Below are 17813 nucleotides of genomic sequence, written 5' to 3' on the forward strand. Positions count from 1 at the left end.
TTAATCACCAGCCTCACCAGTCCAGCCGACGCGCCTAAACCAGCGGATATTTCAGCAGTCTCCTAGGCGGTGACGCCCAGCTTCTCCAGGATCAGCTCCCGGACACGGGCGGCGTCGGCCTGGCCGCGGGTGGCCTTCATGACTCCGCCCACGATGGCGCCGACGGCCTGGACCTTGCCGCCGCGGATCTTGTCCGCGACGCCGGGCTGGGCAGCCAGCGCGGCATCGATGGCTTCAAGCAGGGGCCCGTCGTCGGAGACCACGGCCAGGCCGCGCTTCTCCACGATGTCCGCGGGGGTACCCTCGCCGGCCAGGACGCCGTCCAGGACCTCCGTGGCCATCTTGTTGTTGATCTTGCCCTCTTCCACCATGCGTGCGAGCTCCACGATGGTGGCGGGCTGGACGCCGAGCTGGCCGGGATCGACATCGGCGTTCTTGGCACGCCCCACGATCTCGCCCATCCACCATTTGCGGGCCACGGAGGCCGAGGCCCCGGCAGCAATGGTCTCCTCGATCTCGTCCATGACGCCGGCGTTCACCACATCGCGGAACTCGAGGTCCGAGTAGCCCCAGTCAGCCTGCAGGCGCTTCCGGCGGGCGGCCGGCGGCTCGGGCAGGGTGGCACGCAGCTCCTCAACCCATTCACGCGACGCCACCACGGGAACCAGGTCCGGCTCCGGGAAATAGCGGTAGTCGTCGGCGTCGGACTTGGGCCGGCCGGACGTGGTGGTGCGGGTGTCCTCATGCCAGTGGCGGGTTTCCTGGACCACCGGGTTGCCGGCGTCCAGGACGGCGGCGTGGCGCTGGATCTCGTAGCGGACGGCGTGTTCGACGGCGCGCAGCGAGTTCACGTTCTTGGTTTCGGACCGGATGCCGAACCTTTCGCGGCCGTGCGGGCGCAGCGACACGTTCGCGTCGCAGCGAACGTTGCCGCGTTCCATCTTGGCGTCCGAAACACCCAGGTTCTTCACGATCTCCCGGACCGCAGCCACGTAGGCCTTGGCCAGCTCGGGTGCCCGGGAGCCTGCCCCCTCAATGGGCTTGGTGACGATTTCCACCAGCGGGACGCCGGCGCGGTTGTAGTCCACCAGGGAGAAGTCGGCGCCGTGGATGCGGCCGGTGGCGCCGCCCATGTGGGTCAGCTTTCCAGCGTCCTCCTCCATGTGGGCGCGCTCGATCTCCACCCGGAACACGGTGCCGTCGGAGAGTTCGATGTCCAGGTAGCCGTCGTATGCGATGGGTTCGTCGTACTGGGAGGTCTGGAAGTTCTTGGGAGTGTCCGGGTAGAAGTAGTTCTTCCGGGCAAACCGGCAGCTCTCGGCGATCTTGCAGTTGAGCGCCAGGCCGATCTTGATGGAGGACTCCACCGCGGTTTTGTTCACCACGGGCAGTACGCCGGGCATGCCGAGGTCCACCTCGTTGACGTTGGTGTTGGGCTCGTCGCCGAAGACGTTGGGCGCGGAGGAGAACATCTTGGTCTTGGTGTTGAGTTCCACGTGGACCTCGAACCCCAGGACAGGATCGTACTTCTCCATGGCTTCTTCGAAGCTCAGGATTGCCTCTGTGTTCATTACTTTGCCTCCTGGCTTCCAACAAGGGTTTCGACGGGCCCGGCGGCGGCAAGCTCGGGCGCCTGCGCCAGCAGCGGTCCGCCCCACTTGGCCTCCAGCAGCGATTCGAGCACGGCGCCCACGCGGTAAAGGCGGGCGTCCTCGCGGGCCGGTGCCAGCAGCTGGATGCCCACGGGGAGTCCATCCTCGTCCGCCAGGCCGCCCGGCAGGGACAGGCCCGGCACACCTGCCAGGTTGGCCGGAATGGTGGCGACGTCGTTGAGGTACATGGCCAACGGATCGTCCAGCTTTTCACCGAGGCGGAAGGCCGTGGTGGGGGCGGTGGGCGAAATCAGCACGTCCGCCACGGTGAAGGCGGCATCGAAGTCGCGCTGCACCAGGGTGCGGACCTTCTGGGCCGAACCGTAGTAGGCGTCGTAGTAGCCGGCGCTCAGCGCGTAGGTGCCCAGGATGATGCGGCGCTTCACCTCGTCACCGAAGCCGGCGGCACGGGTAGCACCCATGACGCGTTCGATGGTCATGGGACCGTCTTCGGGGAGGACGCGCAGGCCGTACCGGACGCCGTCGAACTTGGCGAGGTTGGAGGAGGCCTCGGAGGGCATGATCAGGTAGTAGGCGCCCAGGGCGTACTGGAAGTTGGGGCAGGAAACCTCAACGATTTCGGCGCCGGCTTCCTTGAGGAGCTCCAGGGAGTCATTGAAGCGGTTTTCGACGCCGGCCTGGTAGCCCTCGCCGTGCAGCTCCTTGATGATGCCGATCCGCATGCCCTCAACGTTGCCGGTTTTCGCTGCGGCCACGAGGTCGGCCAGCGGGTCCGGGAGCGAAGTGGAGTCGCGGGGATCGTGCCCCCCGATGACCTGGTGCAGGAGCGCGGAGTCCAGGACGGTCCGGGACACGGGGCCGATCTGGTCCAGCGAGGACGCCATGGCGATGGCGCCGTACCGGGACACGCTGCCGTACGTGGGCTTCACGCCCACCGTGCCGGTGACGGCGCCGGGCTGGCGGATGGACCCGCCGGTGTCCGTACCCAGGGCGAGAGGTGCTTCGAAAGCCGCGACGGCGGCAGCGGAGCCACCGCCGGAGCCGCCCGGGATCCGGTCCAGGTCCCAGGGATTGCGAGTGGGCCCGTAGGCGGAATGTTCAGTGGAGGAGCCCATGGCGAACTCGTCCAGGTTGGTCTTGCCCAGGATGGGCATCTTCGCGGCGCGGAGGCGTTCCACCACAGTGGCGTCGTAGGGGCTGTGCCAGCCCTCGAGGATTTTGGAGCCTGCCGTGGTGGGCTGGCCCACCGTGACAATGAGGTCCTTGACGGCGATGGGGACGCCGGCCAGGACATGCAGTGCCTCAGCTTCCGCTCCGCCGGCGGCGCGGATGGCGTCCACCTCGGCGGCGACGGCCAGCGCCTCTTCGGCGTTGACGTGCAGGAAGGCGTGGACGCCGCGTTCACCGCCGTCAACCTCCGCGATCCGGTCCAGGTAGGCCTGGGTGACCTCGACGGAGGTCACCTCGCCAGCTGCCAGCTTTTCCGCGAGCCGTGAGGCTGAGAGGCGGATCAGTGTGTTGGTGTCAGTCATGGGTTATGCCTCATCCAGGATTGCCGGGACCTTGAAACGGTTGTCGTCGGAGTCCGGTGCGCCGGAGAGCGCCTGTTCCGCGGTGAAGGTGTGGCCCACAACGTCTTCGCGGAACACGTTGCTCAGCGGAATGGGGTGTGAGGTGGCCGGGACGTCGTCCCCGGCGGCCTGACTGACGGATTTGACCGAATCAACGATGACGGCGAGTTCTCCGGCCATCCTGTCCAGCTCTTGGTCACTCATCTCAATGTGAGCGAGCCGCGCGAGATGCGCGACGTCGTCACGGTTGATCGCAGCCATGGATCTCCCCTGCAAAGTTCGAATTGATTTCCGATCCATTCTAGTGGGGAAACAATGATGCCCGTCTGACATCCCCCAGCGGGCGTCAGACGGGCACCTTGATGCCGGGTTCCGCCAACGTGTGGCGGCAGCACGGCAGCTATAGACTAACCGATTCCGATGGCTCCGGTCAGCATGCCGATTCCCAGCATGACCAGGGACACCACGGCACTGCGCCAGAGGACCTTCTTGTGGTGGTCGCCCAGGTCAACCTTGGCCAGCGAAACCAGCAGCAGGATGGCGGGAACCAGCGGGCTCTGCATGTGGAACGGCTGGCCGGTGATGGAGGCGCGGGCCATCTCGGCGGCGCTGATTCCGTAGTGGCCGGCCGTCTCGCTCAGGACGGGCAGCACACCGAAGTAGAAGGCGTCGTTGCTCATGAAGAACGTCATGGGGATGCTCAGGACACCGGTGATGACGGCCATGAGCGGGCCCATGCTGGAGGGGATGATCTGCACCAGCCACGCTGACATGGCTTCCACCATGCCGGTGCCGGTCAGGACGCCGGTCAGGACTGCGGCGGCCATGACCATGCTGACGACGGCGACAACAGACGGTGCGTGGGCCACGATCTGCGCGGCCTGGTCCTTGACCTTGGGGAAATTGACCAGCAGGGCGATGGCGGAACCCACCATGAAGACGTACGGCAGTGGCACGAGGTCCGCGATGAGCATACCCATGACGGCGACCGTGAGGCCCAGGTTGAACCACTGCAGCTTGGGACGCAGGGTGCTGCGGTTGGGGTCCAGGGCGGTGTCCGCCATGGCGCTGTCGTGTTCGTCCACCAAGTCCTCGGTGCGTTCCAGGACGGCAACGGATGAGCCGTCCGTGGAGACGCCGCCGACGGCGGGGGCTGCTCCGCCGGGGTTGGTCGCCTTGGGTCCGCGGCCGGCGCCTGAACCACTGGCACCACCGGAAGGGTGCGTGCCGCCGTCGAACGCCTCAGCGGTAAAGGGCTCTGCCGTGGACGGCACTGCCCAGATCTCCGGCTGGGTTGCCCGGAGGCGGTTGCGCTCCTGCAGGCCGAGCAGCCAGGCGAAGGCGAAGACGACGACGATGCCGGCCAGGAGGGACGGGATCATTGGGACGAAGACGTCGTTGACGTCGATGTTCAGGGCGCTGGCGGCGCGGGCGGTGGGGCCGCCCCACGGCACGATGTTCATGGTGCCGTTGGCCAGTCCGGCCACGCAGGTGAGGACCACGGGGCTCATCTTCAGCCGGAGGTAGATGGGCAGCATGGCCGCCGTGGTGAGGATGAAGGTGGTGGAGCCGTCACCGTCGAGGGATACGGCAGCTGCGAGGACGGCGGTTCCCAGGACCACCTTGGCGGGGTCGTTGCCGAGCTTGCGGAGGATGAACCGGACCAGGGGGTCGAACAGCCCGACGTCGATCATCAGGCCGAAGTAGATGATGGCAAACATCAGCAGGGCTGCGGTTGAGGTCATGGACTTCATGGACTCCATGACCATGTCGCCAATGCCAAGGCCTGCACCGGCGAAGAGGCCAAAAACGGTGGGGACGATGATCAACGCCAGCACTGGCGTCAACTTCTTCGTCATGATCAGCACCATGAATACCGCGATCATTGCGAATCCAAGTAATACCAGCACGGCCGGCTCCTTACTATGTGAACAGCGGCACAGCGGTGTGACGCGTGCTACAGACTGTAGGGTGGCGGCCGTCACGGCCGTGCCTTTGGCTCAATTGATTGGCATACTGCTTATTGGGAGCATTTTGCTCATTGTGCTCACGGCTGCTGGTGTCCACGGTTGCCCGCCCTAATCAAGGAGGATCATGCAGCGTTCCGTGCCCCGCCGGCCGTTGCGGTTCTCCACCCAGACCCTCCTGCTCCAGTTGTCCGTGGTGCTGCTGGTTGTCCTGTTCAGCGCCGCAGTGCACGCCTGGCTCACCTACGGCAGGGTTGGCAGCGAGGCTGAGAACCAGGCCCTGACGCTGGCGCGGACCGTGGCCTCGGACGCCTCGGTGCGGGCTGACGTGCTGGCGATCAGCCAGCAGCCCGGCACTCCCCCGCCCGCCGAGCTCGCGGCGGGGCCGCTGATGGAAGCGGCCGAAGCGGCACGGACCCGGACCGGCGCCCTGTTCGTGGTGATCACCGACGAGACCGGACTGCGGCTTGCCCACCCGGACCCGGAGCGCCTGGGCGAAAAGGTCAGCACCGACCCCTCCGAGGCCCTGGCCGGCCGGGAGGTCACCACCCGGAACACGGGAACACTGGGGCCCTCTGCCGGGGCGAAGGTTCCCGTCTATGCGCCGGACAGCACCACCGTGGTGGGCGAGGTCAGCGTGGGCTACTCCATGGAAACGGTGGGCCAGAGCGTGGCGCGGGATATCGGCCCCGTTGCCCTCACCGCAGCCGGCGCGCTGCTGGCGGGCGTGCTGGGTTCGTTCCTGCTGCGCCGCCGGCTGACGCGGGTCACCCTGGGGCTGGAACCTGAGGAGATCAGCACGCTGGTCCACGACCAGGTGGCGGTCCTCCAGGGCGTGGACGATGGCGTGGTTGGCGTCTCCGCCGACGGGCGGATCACCGTGTTCAACGCAGCCGCCCAACGGCTGCTGGAACTGCCGGACCTGGCCGGCAGCCGCTGGGAGGATGCTCCGGTACCGGACCAGGTGAAGTCCCTCACCCGTGCAGGCTCCAATAGCCCCGAGGCGCTTGAGCTGGTGGCCGGCGGGCGGGTGCTGGTGGCCAACGCCCGCAAGGCCCTGCACCGGCGCGAGGACCTCGGCTGGGTGGTGATGCTCCGGGACCGCACGGAACTCCAGCAGCTCACCCGGCAGCTGGATGCTGTCGGAACCATGTCCACGGCGCTGCGGGCCCAGCGCCACGAGTTCGCCAACCAGCTGCACACCATAGCCGGGTTCATGAGCATCGGCCAGCACCAGCAGGCCCGGGAGTACCTGGCACGGCTGGCAGCCACCGGGCCGCTGAAATTCCCGGTGGACCAGGCCGAGCTGCTCCAGGACCCGTACCTGCAGGCCTTTGTGGGTGCGAAGGGCGTCGAGGCGGACGAGCGCGGGGTGGCCCTGCGGATCGGCCCCGAGACCCTGGTCCGCGGGCAGGTGGCGGAGGCCCAGGACGTCACCACCGTGCTCGGCAACCTGATCGACAACGCGGTCAACGCCGCGGTGGCAGGCTCCGCCACGGACCGCTGGGTGGAGCTGGAGGTGCTGGACGAGCCGGACGACGACGGCGGCACGCTGCACATCGTCGTCGCCGACTCGGGTGACGGGCTGGCAGAGGGAACGGACCCGGAGGCGATCTTCGCGGAAGGCTTCAGCACGGCGTCCGGACCGCTGGCCCGGAACGGCAGCGGCGGCCAGGGGTTTGGGCTGGCCCTGGCGCGCCAGCTGGCCCGGCGGCGCGGCGGGGACGTCAGAGTCCTGGAGCCTGGCAGTCCGGGCGGACCAGGCGCAGTATTCATGGCCACCCTGCCGGGGACCACGGCAGGGACGGCGGGCAGGACAAGCACAGGGACAGCCGGAAAGGATACCCATGCCTGAAGATTTTCGGGTGCTGATCGTGGACGACGACTTCCACGTGGCCAAGCTCCACGCCGCCTACGTGGATTCCGTGGCGGGATTCATGGCGCTGGCACCAGTGGGCACCGCGTCGCTGGCGCTGCAGTCCATCCACAGCCTGAGGCCGGACCTGGTGCTGCTTGACGTCTACCTGCCGGACGCGTCCGGACTGGACCTGCTCCAGCAGCTGGACGTGGACACCATCATGCTGACAGCAGCCTCCGATGCCGTTTCCGTCCGGGTGGCCTTCCGCCGCGGCGCGCTGGGCTACCTCCTGAAGCCTTTTACGTCGGAAGCCCTCTCCCAGCAGCTGCGCTCGTATGCCCGGTACCGCCGCCTGCTGGCGCAGCCCGGGGCTCTGGACCAGGAGGCGGTGGAGCGCGCCAAGCGCGCCCTGATCCCGGGCGACGTCACGCCGTCGTCAAAACCCCGCTCGGCCACCGAGGCGGCAGTGCTGGAATCCCTGGTACCCGGCGAGCAGTACTCGGCCGCCGAAGTGGCCGGGCGGGTGGGGGTTTCGCGCGCCACCGCGCAGCGGTACCTGTCCTCCCTGGCGGACGACGGCGCCGTGGACATCCAGCTGCGGTACGGAACGACGGGGAGGCCGGAGCACCGCTACGGCCTCCCCGCCACGTGAGCCGGTGCTCCTAGTTGCTGCCCTTCTGCGCCACGAGCTCGATCTCCACGAGCATCTTGGGGTCCAGGAACGGCAGGACGTGCACCAGTGACAGGGTGGGGCGGATGTCGCCGAAGACCTCGCCGTGGGCCCGGCCTGCGTCTTCCCACTTGCTGATGTCCGTGAGGTAGAGCTTGGACTGGACGACGTCCTCGAAACCGAAGCCGGCGTCAGCGAGGACTGTGCCGAGTTTCTGCAGGATGTACTGGGTCTGGGTGTAGAAATCGTCCCCGACGATTCCGTCCTCGCCGCTGGCCGCGGTGGCGGAGATGTAGAGGGTGTTGTCCACCTGGACGGCCCGTGAGTAGCCGAGGGTCTGTTCCCAGACGGAGCCGGTGCCGAAGGTTTTGCGCATGGTGGGCCTTTCAGTGCTGGAGGGGGTTCGGCACCACTGTAGGGCTGCTACACGTCGAGGCGGTAAACCAGCAGTTTTATGTCAGTTCCGGGGACCAGCCAGTCACGTTCGGGCACCCGGCGGAAGCCCGTCTTGCGGTAGAGGCCATGGGCGCTTTCCCAGGTCTGTCCGGTGGTGAGGGCCACAGCCTTGATGCCGTCCAGCTGCCTGGCATACTCCAGGATGGCGTCCACCATGACCCTGCCCGCGCCGCTGCGCTGGACCACCGGGTCCACCACCAGCATGCGGAACTCGAGCTCGTCTTCAAGGGCGATGTCCGCGTACGGCTCCCCTGCCCGCGCCAGTGTCACCGAACCGACAACCTGGCCGTCCCGTTCGGCCACCCAGATGGTGGCGTGTCCGGCCCGCAGCGCCACGTCCTGGACTTTGCGCATGTAGGGGTGGTCGGCGTCCTCGAAGTAGCCCGCGGCGAGGTAGGAATCACGCGTAATGCGGGCAACGGCGTCGTAATCTGCTTCGACGGCGGGACGGACTGTTATCTGCGGCTGCACCCGTCAATGGTAGTGGTACTGGCCGGTAGCACCTGGCAAACCTGCGCTTTTCGTGAGCGAACTATCAGAGCGGAAATTTGCCCGAAAGCTCCAGGCCGCCGGCGCAGGTCCAGGCCTCCAGGCGGTCGGCGTCCATAGGCCCGCCCTCCAGCGGGCTGGCCAGGCGCGGCCGCCGAACCCAGCAGCCGGCTTCCTCTGCAATGAGCGCACCTGCCGAGAAATCGTGCTCGTTGAGGCCACGCTCTCCGTACGCATCGTGGGTCCCGTCGGCCACGAGGCACAGGTCCAGGGCGGCGGATCCCAGGCGCCGGACATCGGCGAAGCCGTCCATCAGTCCGGCCAGGAAAACGGCCTGCTCGGCCCGGACCCCCGGATCGTAGCTGAACCCGGTGGCCAGGATCTGGCCCTTCCGGCCCGGGACGGGACCCTCCAGCCGGGTCACCCTCCCCGCTTCCTCCAGCCAGGCGCCCTCGCCGCGTGCGGCGTAGTAGACGCGGCCCAGCGCAGGGGCATTGACGACGCCGGCCAGCCAGGCGCCGTCGGCATCGGCGACTGCCACGGAGGTGGCGTAGTAGACGATGTTGCGGATGAAGTTGGTGGTGCCGTCCAGCGGGTCGATGGACCAGCGGTAGCCGGTGGGTTCGGCCGGCCTGGTGGTGCCGTGTTCCTCGCCGGTGATGGCGTCCCCCGGGCGGGCCGCTGTGATGACGTCCCGGACGGCGTGCTCGGCCGCGACGTCGAACGCCGTGACCCAGTCGCCGGCGTCGCCCTTGTTGCTGGCCTGCAGGGCCTCTGCGTTGCGGCCGGCCAGCACCGCGGCTCCCGCCGCCGCTGCAGCCTTGGCCACCTCCAGCAGGTCTGTAGGACTGGTCATGCCGTTACCTCCGCGTCAGTGTGTTCTGCCGGGGCCGCAGGCTCAGGCCCCTCTACTTCAGCCCCAACCTCCAGTTCAGCCCCGCCCTCCAGTGCTGCCGGCCCGCCGGCCAGGAGCTTGCGGAAACCGTCCTCGTCCAGCACGGGGACACCCAGCTGCTCGGCCTTGTCCAGCTTGGTACCGGCGCTTTCACCGGCCACCAGGTAGCTGGTGTTCTTGGAGACGGAACCGGCCGCCTTGCCGCCACGGACCAGGATGGCTTCCTTGGCCTCATCCCGGCTGAAGTTCGGCAGCGAGCCGGTGACGACCACCGTCAGTCCTTCGAGCGTGCGGGGCATGGAGTCGTCGCGTTCGTCCGCCATCCGGACCCCCGCGGCCGCCCAGCGGTCCACGATCTCCTGGTGCCAGTCCTCCGCGAACCATTCCTTCAGTGCCGCAGCGATGGTGGGGCCTACGCCGTCGACATGCGCCAGGTCCTCCTCCGACGCCTGGCGGATGGCGTCCATGGTGCTGAAGGCGGTTGCCAGAGCACGGGATGCCCGCGGGCCCACGTGCCGGATGGACAGCGCAACCAGCACCCGCCAAAGCGGCTGGGCCTTGGCCTTCTCCAGTTCCTTGAAGAGTTTTTCCGTGGTGGCCGTGGGCTTGGACGGTGACTTGGCCGTGCCCTTGCTGTAGAAGTAGGGCACCAGCTCGTATTCGCCCGTCGGGACGCCTTTGGACCGCTTCTCCCGCCGGATGCGGACGCCGGCCAGGTCCTCGCGGGTGAGGTCGAACAGCGCGGCTTCGGAGGTGAGCGGTGGAACTTCCGGCTCGGCCGGCTGGGTCAGCGCAATGGCGGCTTCCCAGCCGAGGGCCTCGATGTCGAAGGCTCCCCGGCCGGCCAGGTGGAACACGCGCTCGCGCAGCTGGGACGGGCAGGACTTCGCATTAGGGCAGCGGATGTCCACGTCGCCCTCCTTGGCCGGAGCCAGCGGTGTACCGCAGGAGGGGCATTCGGTGGGCATCACAAAATCCCGCACCGGCGGGTCCTGCTGGTCGCGGAGGGCAAGGACCGGGCCCACGATCTCGGGAATCACGTCGCCCGCCTTGCGCAGGACCACGATGTCGCCGATCTTCACGCCCTTGGCCTTGACCACGTCCTGGTTGTGCAGGGTGGCCATTTCCACGGTTGAACCTGCTACCTTGACCGGTTCCATCATGCCGAAGGGCGTCACGCGGCCGGTGCGGCCCACGTTCACCAGGATGTCGAGCAGCTTGGTGTGCACTTCCTCGGGCGGATATTTGTAGGCCACCGCCCAGCGCGGGACCCTGGTGGTGTAGCCAAGTGCCCGCTGGGTGGCGAAGTCGTCCACCTTGATGACGATGCCGTCGATCTCATGCAGCAGCTTGTGGCGCTGGTCCCCGTAGCGCTTGATGAAGTCCAGGACTTCTCCGACGCTTTTGAGCACCTCGGAGTAGGGGCTGACAGGGAGGCCCCATTCCTTCAGCAGGGCGTAGGTCTCGGACTGGCTGCGCGCCTGCAGCCCTTCGCGGGCGCCGATGCCGTGGACGAACATCTTGAGCGGGCGCTTGGCCGTTTCAGCGGGGTCCTTCTGGCGGAGCGAGCCGGCTGCAGCGTTGCGGGGGTTGGCCAGGGGCGCCTTGCCGGCTTCAATCAGTGCTTCATTGAATTCGGCGAAAGCCTTGGACGGGATAAAGACTTCCCCGCGGATTTCCATCTCGGCCGGAAAATCCCCGCCTTGGAGCTGCTGCGGAATTTCCTTGATGGTGAGGACGTTGTGCGTGATGTCTTCACCGGTGGTGCCGTCCCCGCGGGTGGCTGCGCGGACCAGCTTCCCGTCACGGTACAGGAGGTTGACGGCCAGGCCGTCGATCTTGAGCTCCGTCAGCCAGGCCGCGGCAGGGGTGCCGTCGCCGAGCTTGCCGATGCCGGCCTCGGCCTTGGCGAGCCAGGCCTCCAGTTCGTCAAGGGAAAAAACATCCTCGAGGCTGTACATCCGCTGCAGGTGCTCCACGGGCTTGAACGCGGCGGAGACTTCCCCGCCCACCTCCTGGGTTGGCGAGTCGTTCGCCACCAGTTCGGGGTGGAGCGCCTCGATCTCCTCCAGGCGCCGGAAGAGGTCATCGAATTCGGCATCGGAGACCAGCGGCGCATCTTCCTGGTAATACGCGAACCGGTACTTCCTGACCAGGTCCACCAGGTTCTCGTATTCCTCACGGACGGATTCGGTGGGGACGGCCTCAGCTTCCTTTGGTGTCCCGCCGGTGGTTGTTCCGGCACCGGGAGTCCGGTGCGGAGACATCGAGGCGGTCTTTTCTGCGGGGCCTGGTCCTGTAGTCACAGACCTATCTTGCCTCACCGCCCGTCAGTGTGCCCGGAACCGGCTCCTGCCCCACCAGGCGAAAGCCAGCCCGGCGGTTCCCACCAGCAGGACGCCGGCCGTGATGGTCAGGGGGTCCGGCCCTTCCGGTCCCGGACCGCCGGCGGGGGCAACGGCCGCGGCCTGGGTTGGCCTGGCCGGCCTGGTGACGGGTTTGGTCCAGTTCGATTCGGTGGAGGCAGTGGCTGAGGACGTGGTGCCGGGTTCCGTATGCGTGGCTTCCGGGGTGGCGGATCCGCCAGGCGAGTCCTCCGTGGGGGCAGGTGCCGCGGGCATGGCTGCTGGACCAGGGCTGCTGGCCGCGGCAGGATCAGTCCCTGGTGGGACCGTCGGTGCAGGCGTTGGCTCCGGGCGCGGAGCGGGTGGTTCTGCGGGTTCCTTTGCCTTTCGGGGCGGGTCGGTGTCCGTCGGTTTCCGGGCTTCCCCCAATATTGGCAGGCAAAGAACCTGGCATTCCGAGGGATCCGGCGGGGCAGCGCTGGTTGCCGTGGGGTCCGGAGTTTCCGCCGCTGCGGCCCCGGCCGCGGACAGGCTTACTGCGAGCGCCAGGACGGCGGCCGACGCCGTCGCCGGGACAGCGCGGAGTGCTGGTAAGGACGGGGACATTCGCTACCTTTCGATGCGCGCAGTCCCCCCACTGCGGCTTTCTGGTGTCCCCGGTAGTTTTCTATACCTCGACGGAGGGCCGCAAATCCACCGGACCTGCGGCCCTCCATGCGCGCGATGCGTCAGACCCTGTTTTCAGGGGGCAGCGCCACCTGGATTTTCCGGGCCTTGCCGCGGCCCACCACGTAGCCGCGGCCCGGGATGAAGTCCGGGCTGACACGGCCCAGCGAGGTGTTCAGCAGGCTCTCGCCTTCGATGTCGCCGGGATTCAGCAGCAGCCCGCGCCGGCCGGATTTGAACGGCTGGGCAAGGGACCAGGCCGAGGACCAGGTGGAGGTTTCGGATTCCCCCACCACCCACTGGTCAGCCTTGATGGATGCCGTCACCAGTTGGGCCACTCCCGATTCCGCCAGGGTGTCGGTGAACTCTGTGAGGCCTTCGATGAAGATGCCCAGGGCCCCGGGATTCCCGGAGGAGTGTTCAACCAGGTCCTCCACCACCTCGGCGAGGTCGTCCGCGCCCACGATGGACCGGTTCCAGATGGGCAGGGACGCGACGGCGGAGCGCCGGGATCCTACGTAGACCAGCTCCGTGTCCGGGCTGGACCGGCGCAGGGCATAGGCGAGTGTCACCAGGGCGACGGTGCGGCCTGCACCCGGGGGGCCGGCAAGGAGCAGCGGTCCCCTGGCCAGGATCTCGGCGGGCTGCAGGGTTTCGTCGTCAACGCCAATGACCGGAAGGCCCTGGCTGCCGGCGGGCAGGACCTCCAGGTCCACCTGTTCCGGAAGCCTCTCGATGACAGGGGCGGCGTCCAGCCCCTGTCGCTGCATGGCTTCACTGAGCTTGTGGACCTCGCGGGCCTGCAGCGCCAGGTTGGAGTTCCCGCCGAGGACTGCCAGCTGGACTTCGAGCCCGTCCAGGAGTCCGCGTCCGGGAGGTGAGGCGGCGTTGAGGACGTCCCGGGGCACGTCCAGGGAAATGTAGTCGTCCTCGGAGGACAGCCGCAGGACCAGGCGGCGCTGGATGGAAGCGAGCAGTGACGCGGGCACGGCGTTCGGCCTGTCACCGGTGACCACCAGGTGGATGCCGACGGCGCGGCCGTCAGTGGCCAACTGGAGGAAGATGTCCCACAGGGCGGACAGCCTGCTGTGTTCGTAGGCCTCACGGAACGCGGACATGCCGTCCACCAGCACGAAGATGCGCTTTTCGTCGGGCCTGTTGGCCAGCTTGCGGTACTCGACGATGGTGGCGGCGCGGACTTCCGCGTACCGGGCGGAGCGCTGCTCCGCGATGTCCCTCAGCAGGCGCAGCAGGCGCCCGACGCGTTCCACGTCGTCGCCGTTGATGATGCCGCCCACGTGGGGAAGCTCTTCCAGCATCCTCAGCCCGGAGGAGCCGCAGTCGATGCCGTAGACATGCACCGGCCCTCCGCGCGGTGTGATGGCCGCGGCAATGGCGATGCCGCGCAGCGCTGCGGACTTTCCTGACCCGCCGGTGCCGTAGATGGCCATGTTCCCGTCCTTGTCCGGTTCGTAGAACACGGTGGGCTGGGACTGGCGGGCGGGGTCGTCGGCAACGCCGAGGAGGAGCTGTTCGTCCGTGCGGGGGTTGGGCAGCCTGGAAAAGTCGTAGGTCTTGGCCAGTTCGTCCAGCCAGGGCTTGCGCGGGGCATGGATGGACAGCGTGTCGGCGGCCCGGACGATGGTTGCGGTCATCCGTGCGATGTCGTTGGGGCCTGTGGGCTCTGCTGCCTCGGGTTTCTCCGGTGCCGGTGCTTCCCAGCTGGGCCCCGAGCCGAAGGCCATCTCGACAACGTCGATCTGCGGCCGCTGCGGCTTCTCCGTGGTCCAGCCGCCCGCGTAGCCGGTCTGGAAGCCCTGGATCCGGCCGGGGCCCGTCTTCGCGGCGCCGCGGCCGGGGATGGAGGGATCAAAGTACGCGGCGTCCGGCACGCCCAGGATGTCCGTGGCGTCATCCTCATCAGCCATCCGCAGGGCCACCCGCAGGTTGGTGTTGGCGCGCAGGCTGTCCTTGATAACGCCTGCCGGGCGCTGGGTGGCCAGGATGAGGTGCAGCCCCAGGGACCGTCCGCGGGCTGCCACGTCCACAACACCGTCCACGAATTCAGGCACCTCGCTGGCCAGCGCGGCAAACTCGTCGACGACGATCACCAGGTAGGGCGGCGCGTCCGGGTCGGCCTCGCGCTGCAGTGCCAGCAGGTCCTTGGCCTTCTTCCGGTTCAGCAGGTGCTCGCGGTAGTGGAGTTCGGCGCGCAGCGAGGTCAGGGCCCGCCGGACCAGGTGCGGCGAAAGGTCTGTCACCAGGCCCACGGTATGGGGCAGGTTGATGCAGTCGGCGAAGGCGGCCCCGCCCTTGTAGTCCACGAACAGGAAGCTGACCCGGTCCGGGCTGTAGGCGGCGGCCATTCCCATTACCCAGGATTGCAGGAATTCGGATTTGCCTGCGCCCGTGGTGCCGCCCACCAGGGCGTGCGGCCCCTCGTTCTTCAGGTCAAGGTACAGCGGTTCGATGCCTTTGGAGCCCACCAGGGCACGCAGGGTGCCGTTGTCCTTGCGGTTGGCCACGGCGCTCGCGTGCACTGAGTTGTTTTCCGTCCAGCGTTCGGCGACGGACTGGGGGTTGTCCAGGAAGTCCTTGCCGATCAGGGTGGCATAGGACACGGCCCGCGGAAGGTCGGAGTCGTCGTTCACAGGTTTGCCCACATCCATGACGGGCGCCAGCATCCGGGCCAGCTGGGCGGCCAGCTCCGCGTCAACGCTTTCGCAGCTGACCGGGTACGTGTGCCTGCCCAGGCGGACCTGCCCCGTGGTGGTGCCATGGTCGCCGTCCACCACCATGAAGTCGCGGCAGGCTGCGGGAAGCGACTGGATGTCGGTGGCCACCCAGATCACGTGGACGCCGGAGTCGGGGCCGCGCTCTGCGAGCCGGGTGAGGCGGCCTCGGTCCACCGGGGCGTCGTCCTCCACGATGACCAGCACGGCCGGAAGCACCGGTTCCGGCACCTCCTGCTTGGCGGGGTCCAGTTCCGGCCGGAGGTCGGCGCCGGTGCGTTTGGCCGCCGCCTCCCGGGCGTCAAGGAGGTCCTCGAGCCGGGCCAGGAGCGATGCCCCGCCGGCTGAGCCGGCCGCCAGGTGGTCGCCGGTGAGGGGGCTGTGCCCCGAGCCCACGTGGGGAAGCCACTGCAGCCAGTTCCACCGTTCCCGGGACTGGGCTGACGTGATGGCCGCGAGGACCACCTCCGCGGGCGAGTGGAGCCCCACGAGCTGCAGCACCATGCCGCGGGCCACGTCATCCACCAGGCCGCGGGCACCGGCAATGCCCAGGGATCCGGAGCTCCGCAGCTGCGAGACAACGGGAACGCCCTCAATGTCGCGGAACTGCTTCAGGCAGTCCTGGATTTCCCGGGCGTACTGGACTTCGGTGTCGTTGTTCTGCGGTTCCTCAAGGAGGACCCGCGAGGGTGCGGTGCCCAGGCCGAACCGAAGGCCAAGGAACCAGCGGTGTTCCGGACGGTGGGTCCACAGCAGCGGACCCAGTTTGTAGATGGCGTCAACGGTGTCGCTGACGGACGGTGCCTCCTGCAGGCGGACGGCGCGTTCCACCTGCTGCAGTTCGGTGAGGTCGTGGCGGAAATCGGCCATGGAGGCGCGGAACTGCTTGAGCTGTTCCTTCTGCTGGCGTCTGGTCCGCATCTTCTGGTCCACGTAATGGCCCACGACGAACAACGGCATCATCAGCATGAACAGCACCGAGAGCGGGTTGCCGGTCACGGCGAAGATCACGGCGCCCATCAGCAGCGGGGTGATCATCATGATGTAGGGGAACGGGTTGTCCTCGGGCCGTTTGGGCCCGGACGGGACCACGCGCTTTGGCTCCTCGAAGCGGGGAACCACCCGGGGTGAACGGTTGAAGCTGACCATGGGCGACGTCGGGGCTGCCGCGTGGTTGTGCCCCAGCGGCACCACGGTCACGGTGGTGTCGCCCAAGGTGACCGTGTCCGAGGAATTGAGGGTGGCCCGGGTGACCGGAAGCCCGTCCATCAGGAGCCCGTTGGCGGAGTTGGTGTCCACGATTTCCACGCCGTCGCCCACCGTGATCCGGGCGTGCCGCTTGGACGTCAGGGGGTCCGAGAGGCGGATGTCCACGTCACGGTCCCGGCCGATGTAGCTGGTGCCGGTGGGCAGCGAAAACTCGCGGCCGGCGTCGGGCCCCGAAAGAACCCTGAGGGTGGCCGCTGCGGGACCGCGGCCGGCGCCGGGCACGTCGAACTGCGTGCTGACCTGTGCCAGTGACACCACGGAGCCGGGGCGCAGGCCGGACTCCAGGAGGTTGTCGGTCCGGGTGAGCATGTTTCCGCTCAGGCCCGCGCCCACGAAGGCTTCCTCGATCCGCAGGGAGAGGTTGTCCGGGGCCGGGGTGCCCTTGCGGCCCGGGTCCGCGGCCCAGAGCACGGCAGCGGTATCGGCCACGGTGGCCAGGCCGTCCACTGTGACGGCCAGGTCCTTGGACTCGGCAGGATCCCGGCTAAGGGTCAGGCGGATCCTCATCCTTCGTCCACGCCCCTCATCTTCTCCAGCAGGTACAGGTCCTCAGGGGTCACCAGGTGCGACGTCACGGCGTGCTCAACCAGCCTGGCACGGCGGTTGGTGGCTAGTTTGCCGCCGCCCCCGCGCAGGCCCACCACCCCCACGCGGTCGAGTTTGTCGCAGACGTTGTCCAGCTTCCGGTTGAAGCGGGTCAGGGCCCAGCCCAGGGTCTTGGCGGCCGCGGCCGAGGAGGGAATGGCGCTGAAGCCGGTTCCTTCCCGCCGGAGCATGGGTTCGGCGAGCGCCACGATGAGGGCTTTCTGGGAGTCTGTAAACACCACCGGGCCGATGGTGGTGTCACCGTTGCTGTCGCCCTCGCGTGACTCCTGCCGGAAAGACGGGGTCTTCAGGTGCACCGCGAACTCGTAGGTGGTGGGACCGGCGGTGAAGATAATGTTCGTGTGGCTGAAGACCAGCGGGATCCGGGCGCCCGGTGACAGCCAGGCCTGCATTCCGCCGGAGGCATCCGCCACCGTGGCCGAGAGCATGCTGCCCACGTTGCTGAGCCACCAGATCCCGTCGTAGCGGGCCACCTGCAGGAACTGCCGGTGCAGGTAGGGGTTGTCATCGACTTCAAGGTCGCCTTCGCGGCCGATGTTGAAGACGTCTTCGTCCGATGGCTCGTACCACTCACCACAGAAATCTATTGCTAGATCCCCCATTTTCTGTGCCTCCTCGTTGGGCAAAATTTCACCGGGCTAACTTTTCGTTGGACAACCTGCCGTTCGACAACCTG

At 67.7% G+C, this 17813-nt stretch carries 13 protein-coding genes; 2 read left to right on the forward strand and 11 right to left on the reverse strand.

Going from position 1 to position 17813, the window contains the following annotated elements; translation table 11 throughout:
* Positions 1–62: 62 nt before the first annotated feature.
* From gatB to IEX33_RS11075, 4 genes are all read right to left on the reverse strand, one after another.
* Positions 63–1571 carry an Asp-tRNA(Asn)/Glu-tRNA(Gln) amidotransferase subunit GatB gene (gene gatB, locus IEX33_RS11060; RefSeq protein ID WP_188730168.1) on the reverse strand — a complete coding sequence of 503 codons (1509 nt, stop codon included), beginning with the start codon at positions 1569–1571 and terminating at the stop codon, positions 63–65.
* Complete coding sequence (gatA, locus tag IEX33_RS11065; protein ID WP_188730170.1) at positions 1571–3145, reverse strand: Asp-tRNA(Asn)/Glu-tRNA(Gln) amidotransferase subunit GatA; 1575 nt, start codon at positions 3143–3145, stop codon at positions 1571–1573. The genes gatB and gatA overlap by 1 nt, the downstream gene beginning before the upstream one ends.
* Before the next feature lie 3 nt (positions 3146–3148).
* On the reverse strand, positions 3149–3445 hold the full coding sequence (gene gatC, locus IEX33_RS11070; RefSeq protein WP_059319419.1) for an Asp-tRNA(Asn)/Glu-tRNA(Gln) amidotransferase subunit GatC: 297 nt from the start codon (positions 3443–3445) through the stop codon (positions 3149–3151).
* 146 nt (positions 3446–3591) lie between these two features.
* Positions 3592–5127, reverse strand: a complete 1536-nt coding sequence (locus IEX33_RS11075) for a CitMHS family transporter (protein WP_377089626.1) — start codon at positions 5125–5127, stop codon at positions 3592–3594.
* A 151-nt stretch (positions 5128–5278) separates the two neighbouring features.
* On the opposite strand from IEX33_RS11075, the gene IEX33_RS11080 reads away from it, so the two are divergent.
* Both IEX33_RS11080 and IEX33_RS11085 read left to right on the forward strand, forming a co-directional pair.
* Complete coding sequence (locus tag IEX33_RS11080) at positions 5279–7006, forward strand: sensor histidine kinase (protein ID WP_188730174.1); 1728 nt, start codon at positions 5279–5281, stop codon at positions 7004–7006.
* Positions 6999–7661 (forward strand): response regulator, encoded by a 663-nt coding sequence (locus tag IEX33_RS11085; protein WP_104185283.1) that lies wholly within the window; start codon positions 6999–7001, stop codon positions 7659–7661. Before IEX33_RS11080 ends, IEX33_RS11085 begins: the two co-directional genes overlap by 8 nt.
* A 10-nt stretch (positions 7662–7671) precedes the next feature.
* Here the strand turns inward: IEX33_RS11085 and IEX33_RS11090 are convergent, their stop codons facing one another.
* The 7 genes from IEX33_RS11090 to IEX33_RS11120 all read right to left on the reverse strand — a co-directional run bounded on the left by IEX33_RS11090 (position 7672) and on the right by IEX33_RS11120 (position 17739).
* On the reverse strand, positions 7672–8055 hold the full coding sequence (locus tag IEX33_RS11090) for a RidA family protein (RefSeq protein WP_188730177.1): 384 nt from the start codon (positions 8053–8055) through the stop codon (positions 7672–7674).
* 47 nt (positions 8056–8102) lie between these two features.
* The gene (locus IEX33_RS11095) at positions 8103–8606 is read right to left on the reverse strand and encodes a GNAT family N-acetyltransferase (protein ID WP_188730179.1); all 504 of its coding nucleotides are present in this window, start codon (positions 8604–8606) and stop codon (positions 8103–8105) included.
* A 64-nt stretch (positions 8607–8670) separates the two neighbouring features.
* On the reverse strand, positions 8671–9480 hold the full coding sequence (locus IEX33_RS11100; RefSeq protein ID WP_188730181.1) for an inositol monophosphatase family protein: 810 nt from the start codon (positions 9478–9480) through the stop codon (positions 8671–8673).
* A complete protein-coding gene (ligA, locus tag IEX33_RS11105) occupies positions 9477–11825 on the reverse strand; it encodes an NAD-dependent DNA ligase LigA (protein ID WP_377089553.1) in 2349 nt (782 codons plus the stop codon). The genes IEX33_RS11100 and ligA overlap by 4 nt, the downstream gene beginning before the upstream one ends.
* A 24-nt stretch (positions 11826–11849) precedes the next feature.
* Positions 11850–12140, reverse strand: coding sequence for a hypothetical protein (locus IEX33_RS11110; RefSeq protein ID WP_188730184.1), 291 nt, complete (start codon positions 12138–12140; stop codon positions 11850–11852).
* Between the two features lie 452 nt (positions 12141–12592).
* A complete protein-coding gene (locus IEX33_RS11115; protein ID WP_188730186.1) occupies positions 12593–17038 on the reverse strand; it encodes an FtsK/SpoIIIE domain-containing protein in 4446 nt (1481 codons plus the stop codon).
* A complete protein-coding gene (locus IEX33_RS11120; protein WP_188730188.1) occupies positions 17035–17739 on the reverse strand; it encodes a hypothetical protein in 705 nt (234 codons plus the stop codon). The genes IEX33_RS11115 and IEX33_RS11120 overlap by 4 nt, the downstream gene beginning before the upstream one ends.
* Positions 17740–17813: the final 74 nt, after the last annotated feature.

This window comes from Pseudarthrobacter scleromae (assembly GCF_014644515.1).
Classification (GTDB): domain Bacteria; phylum Actinomycetota; class Actinomycetes; order Actinomycetales; family Micrococcaceae; genus Arthrobacter; species Arthrobacter scleromae.

Excerpts from the sequence above, each read along its gene's own strand:
- gatB (WP_188730168.1), bottom strand. The coding sequence starts at position 1,571 with ATGAACACAGAGGCAATCCTGAGCTTCGAAGAAGCCATGGAGAAGTAC.
- gatA (WP_188730170.1), bottom strand. The coding sequence starts at position 3,145 with ATGACTGACACCAACACACTGATCCGCCTCTCAGCCTCACGGCTCGCG.
- gatC (WP_059319419.1), bottom strand. The coding sequence starts at position 3,445 with ATGGCTGCGATCAACCGTGACGACGTCGCGCATCTCGCGCGGCTCGCT.
- IEX33_RS11080 (WP_188730174.1), top strand. The coding sequence starts at position 5,279 with ATGCAGCGTTCCGTGCCCCGCCGGCCGTTGCGGTTCTCCACCCAGACC.
- IEX33_RS11085 (WP_104185283.1), top strand. The coding sequence starts at position 6,999 with ATGCCTGAAGATTTTCGGGTGCTGATCGTGGACGACGACTTCCACGTG.
- IEX33_RS11090 (WP_188730177.1), bottom strand. The coding sequence starts at position 8,055 with ATGCGCAAAACCTTCGGCACCGGCTCCGTCTGGGAACAGACCCTCGGC.
- IEX33_RS11100 (WP_188730181.1), bottom strand. The coding sequence starts at position 9,480 with ATGACCAGTCCTACAGACCTGCTGGAGGTGGCCAAGGCTGCAGCGGCG.
- IEX33_RS11110 (WP_188730184.1), bottom strand. The coding sequence starts at position 12,140 with ATGCCCGCGGCACCTGCCCCCACGGAGGACTCGCCTGGCGGATCCGCC.
- IEX33_RS11115 (WP_188730186.1), bottom strand. The coding sequence starts at position 17,038 with ATGAGGATCCGCCTGACCCTTAGCCGGGATCCTGCCGAGTCCAAGGAC.
- IEX33_RS11120 (WP_188730188.1), bottom strand. The coding sequence starts at position 17,739 with ATGGGGGATCTAGCAATAGATTTCTGTGGTGAGTGGTACGAGCCATCG.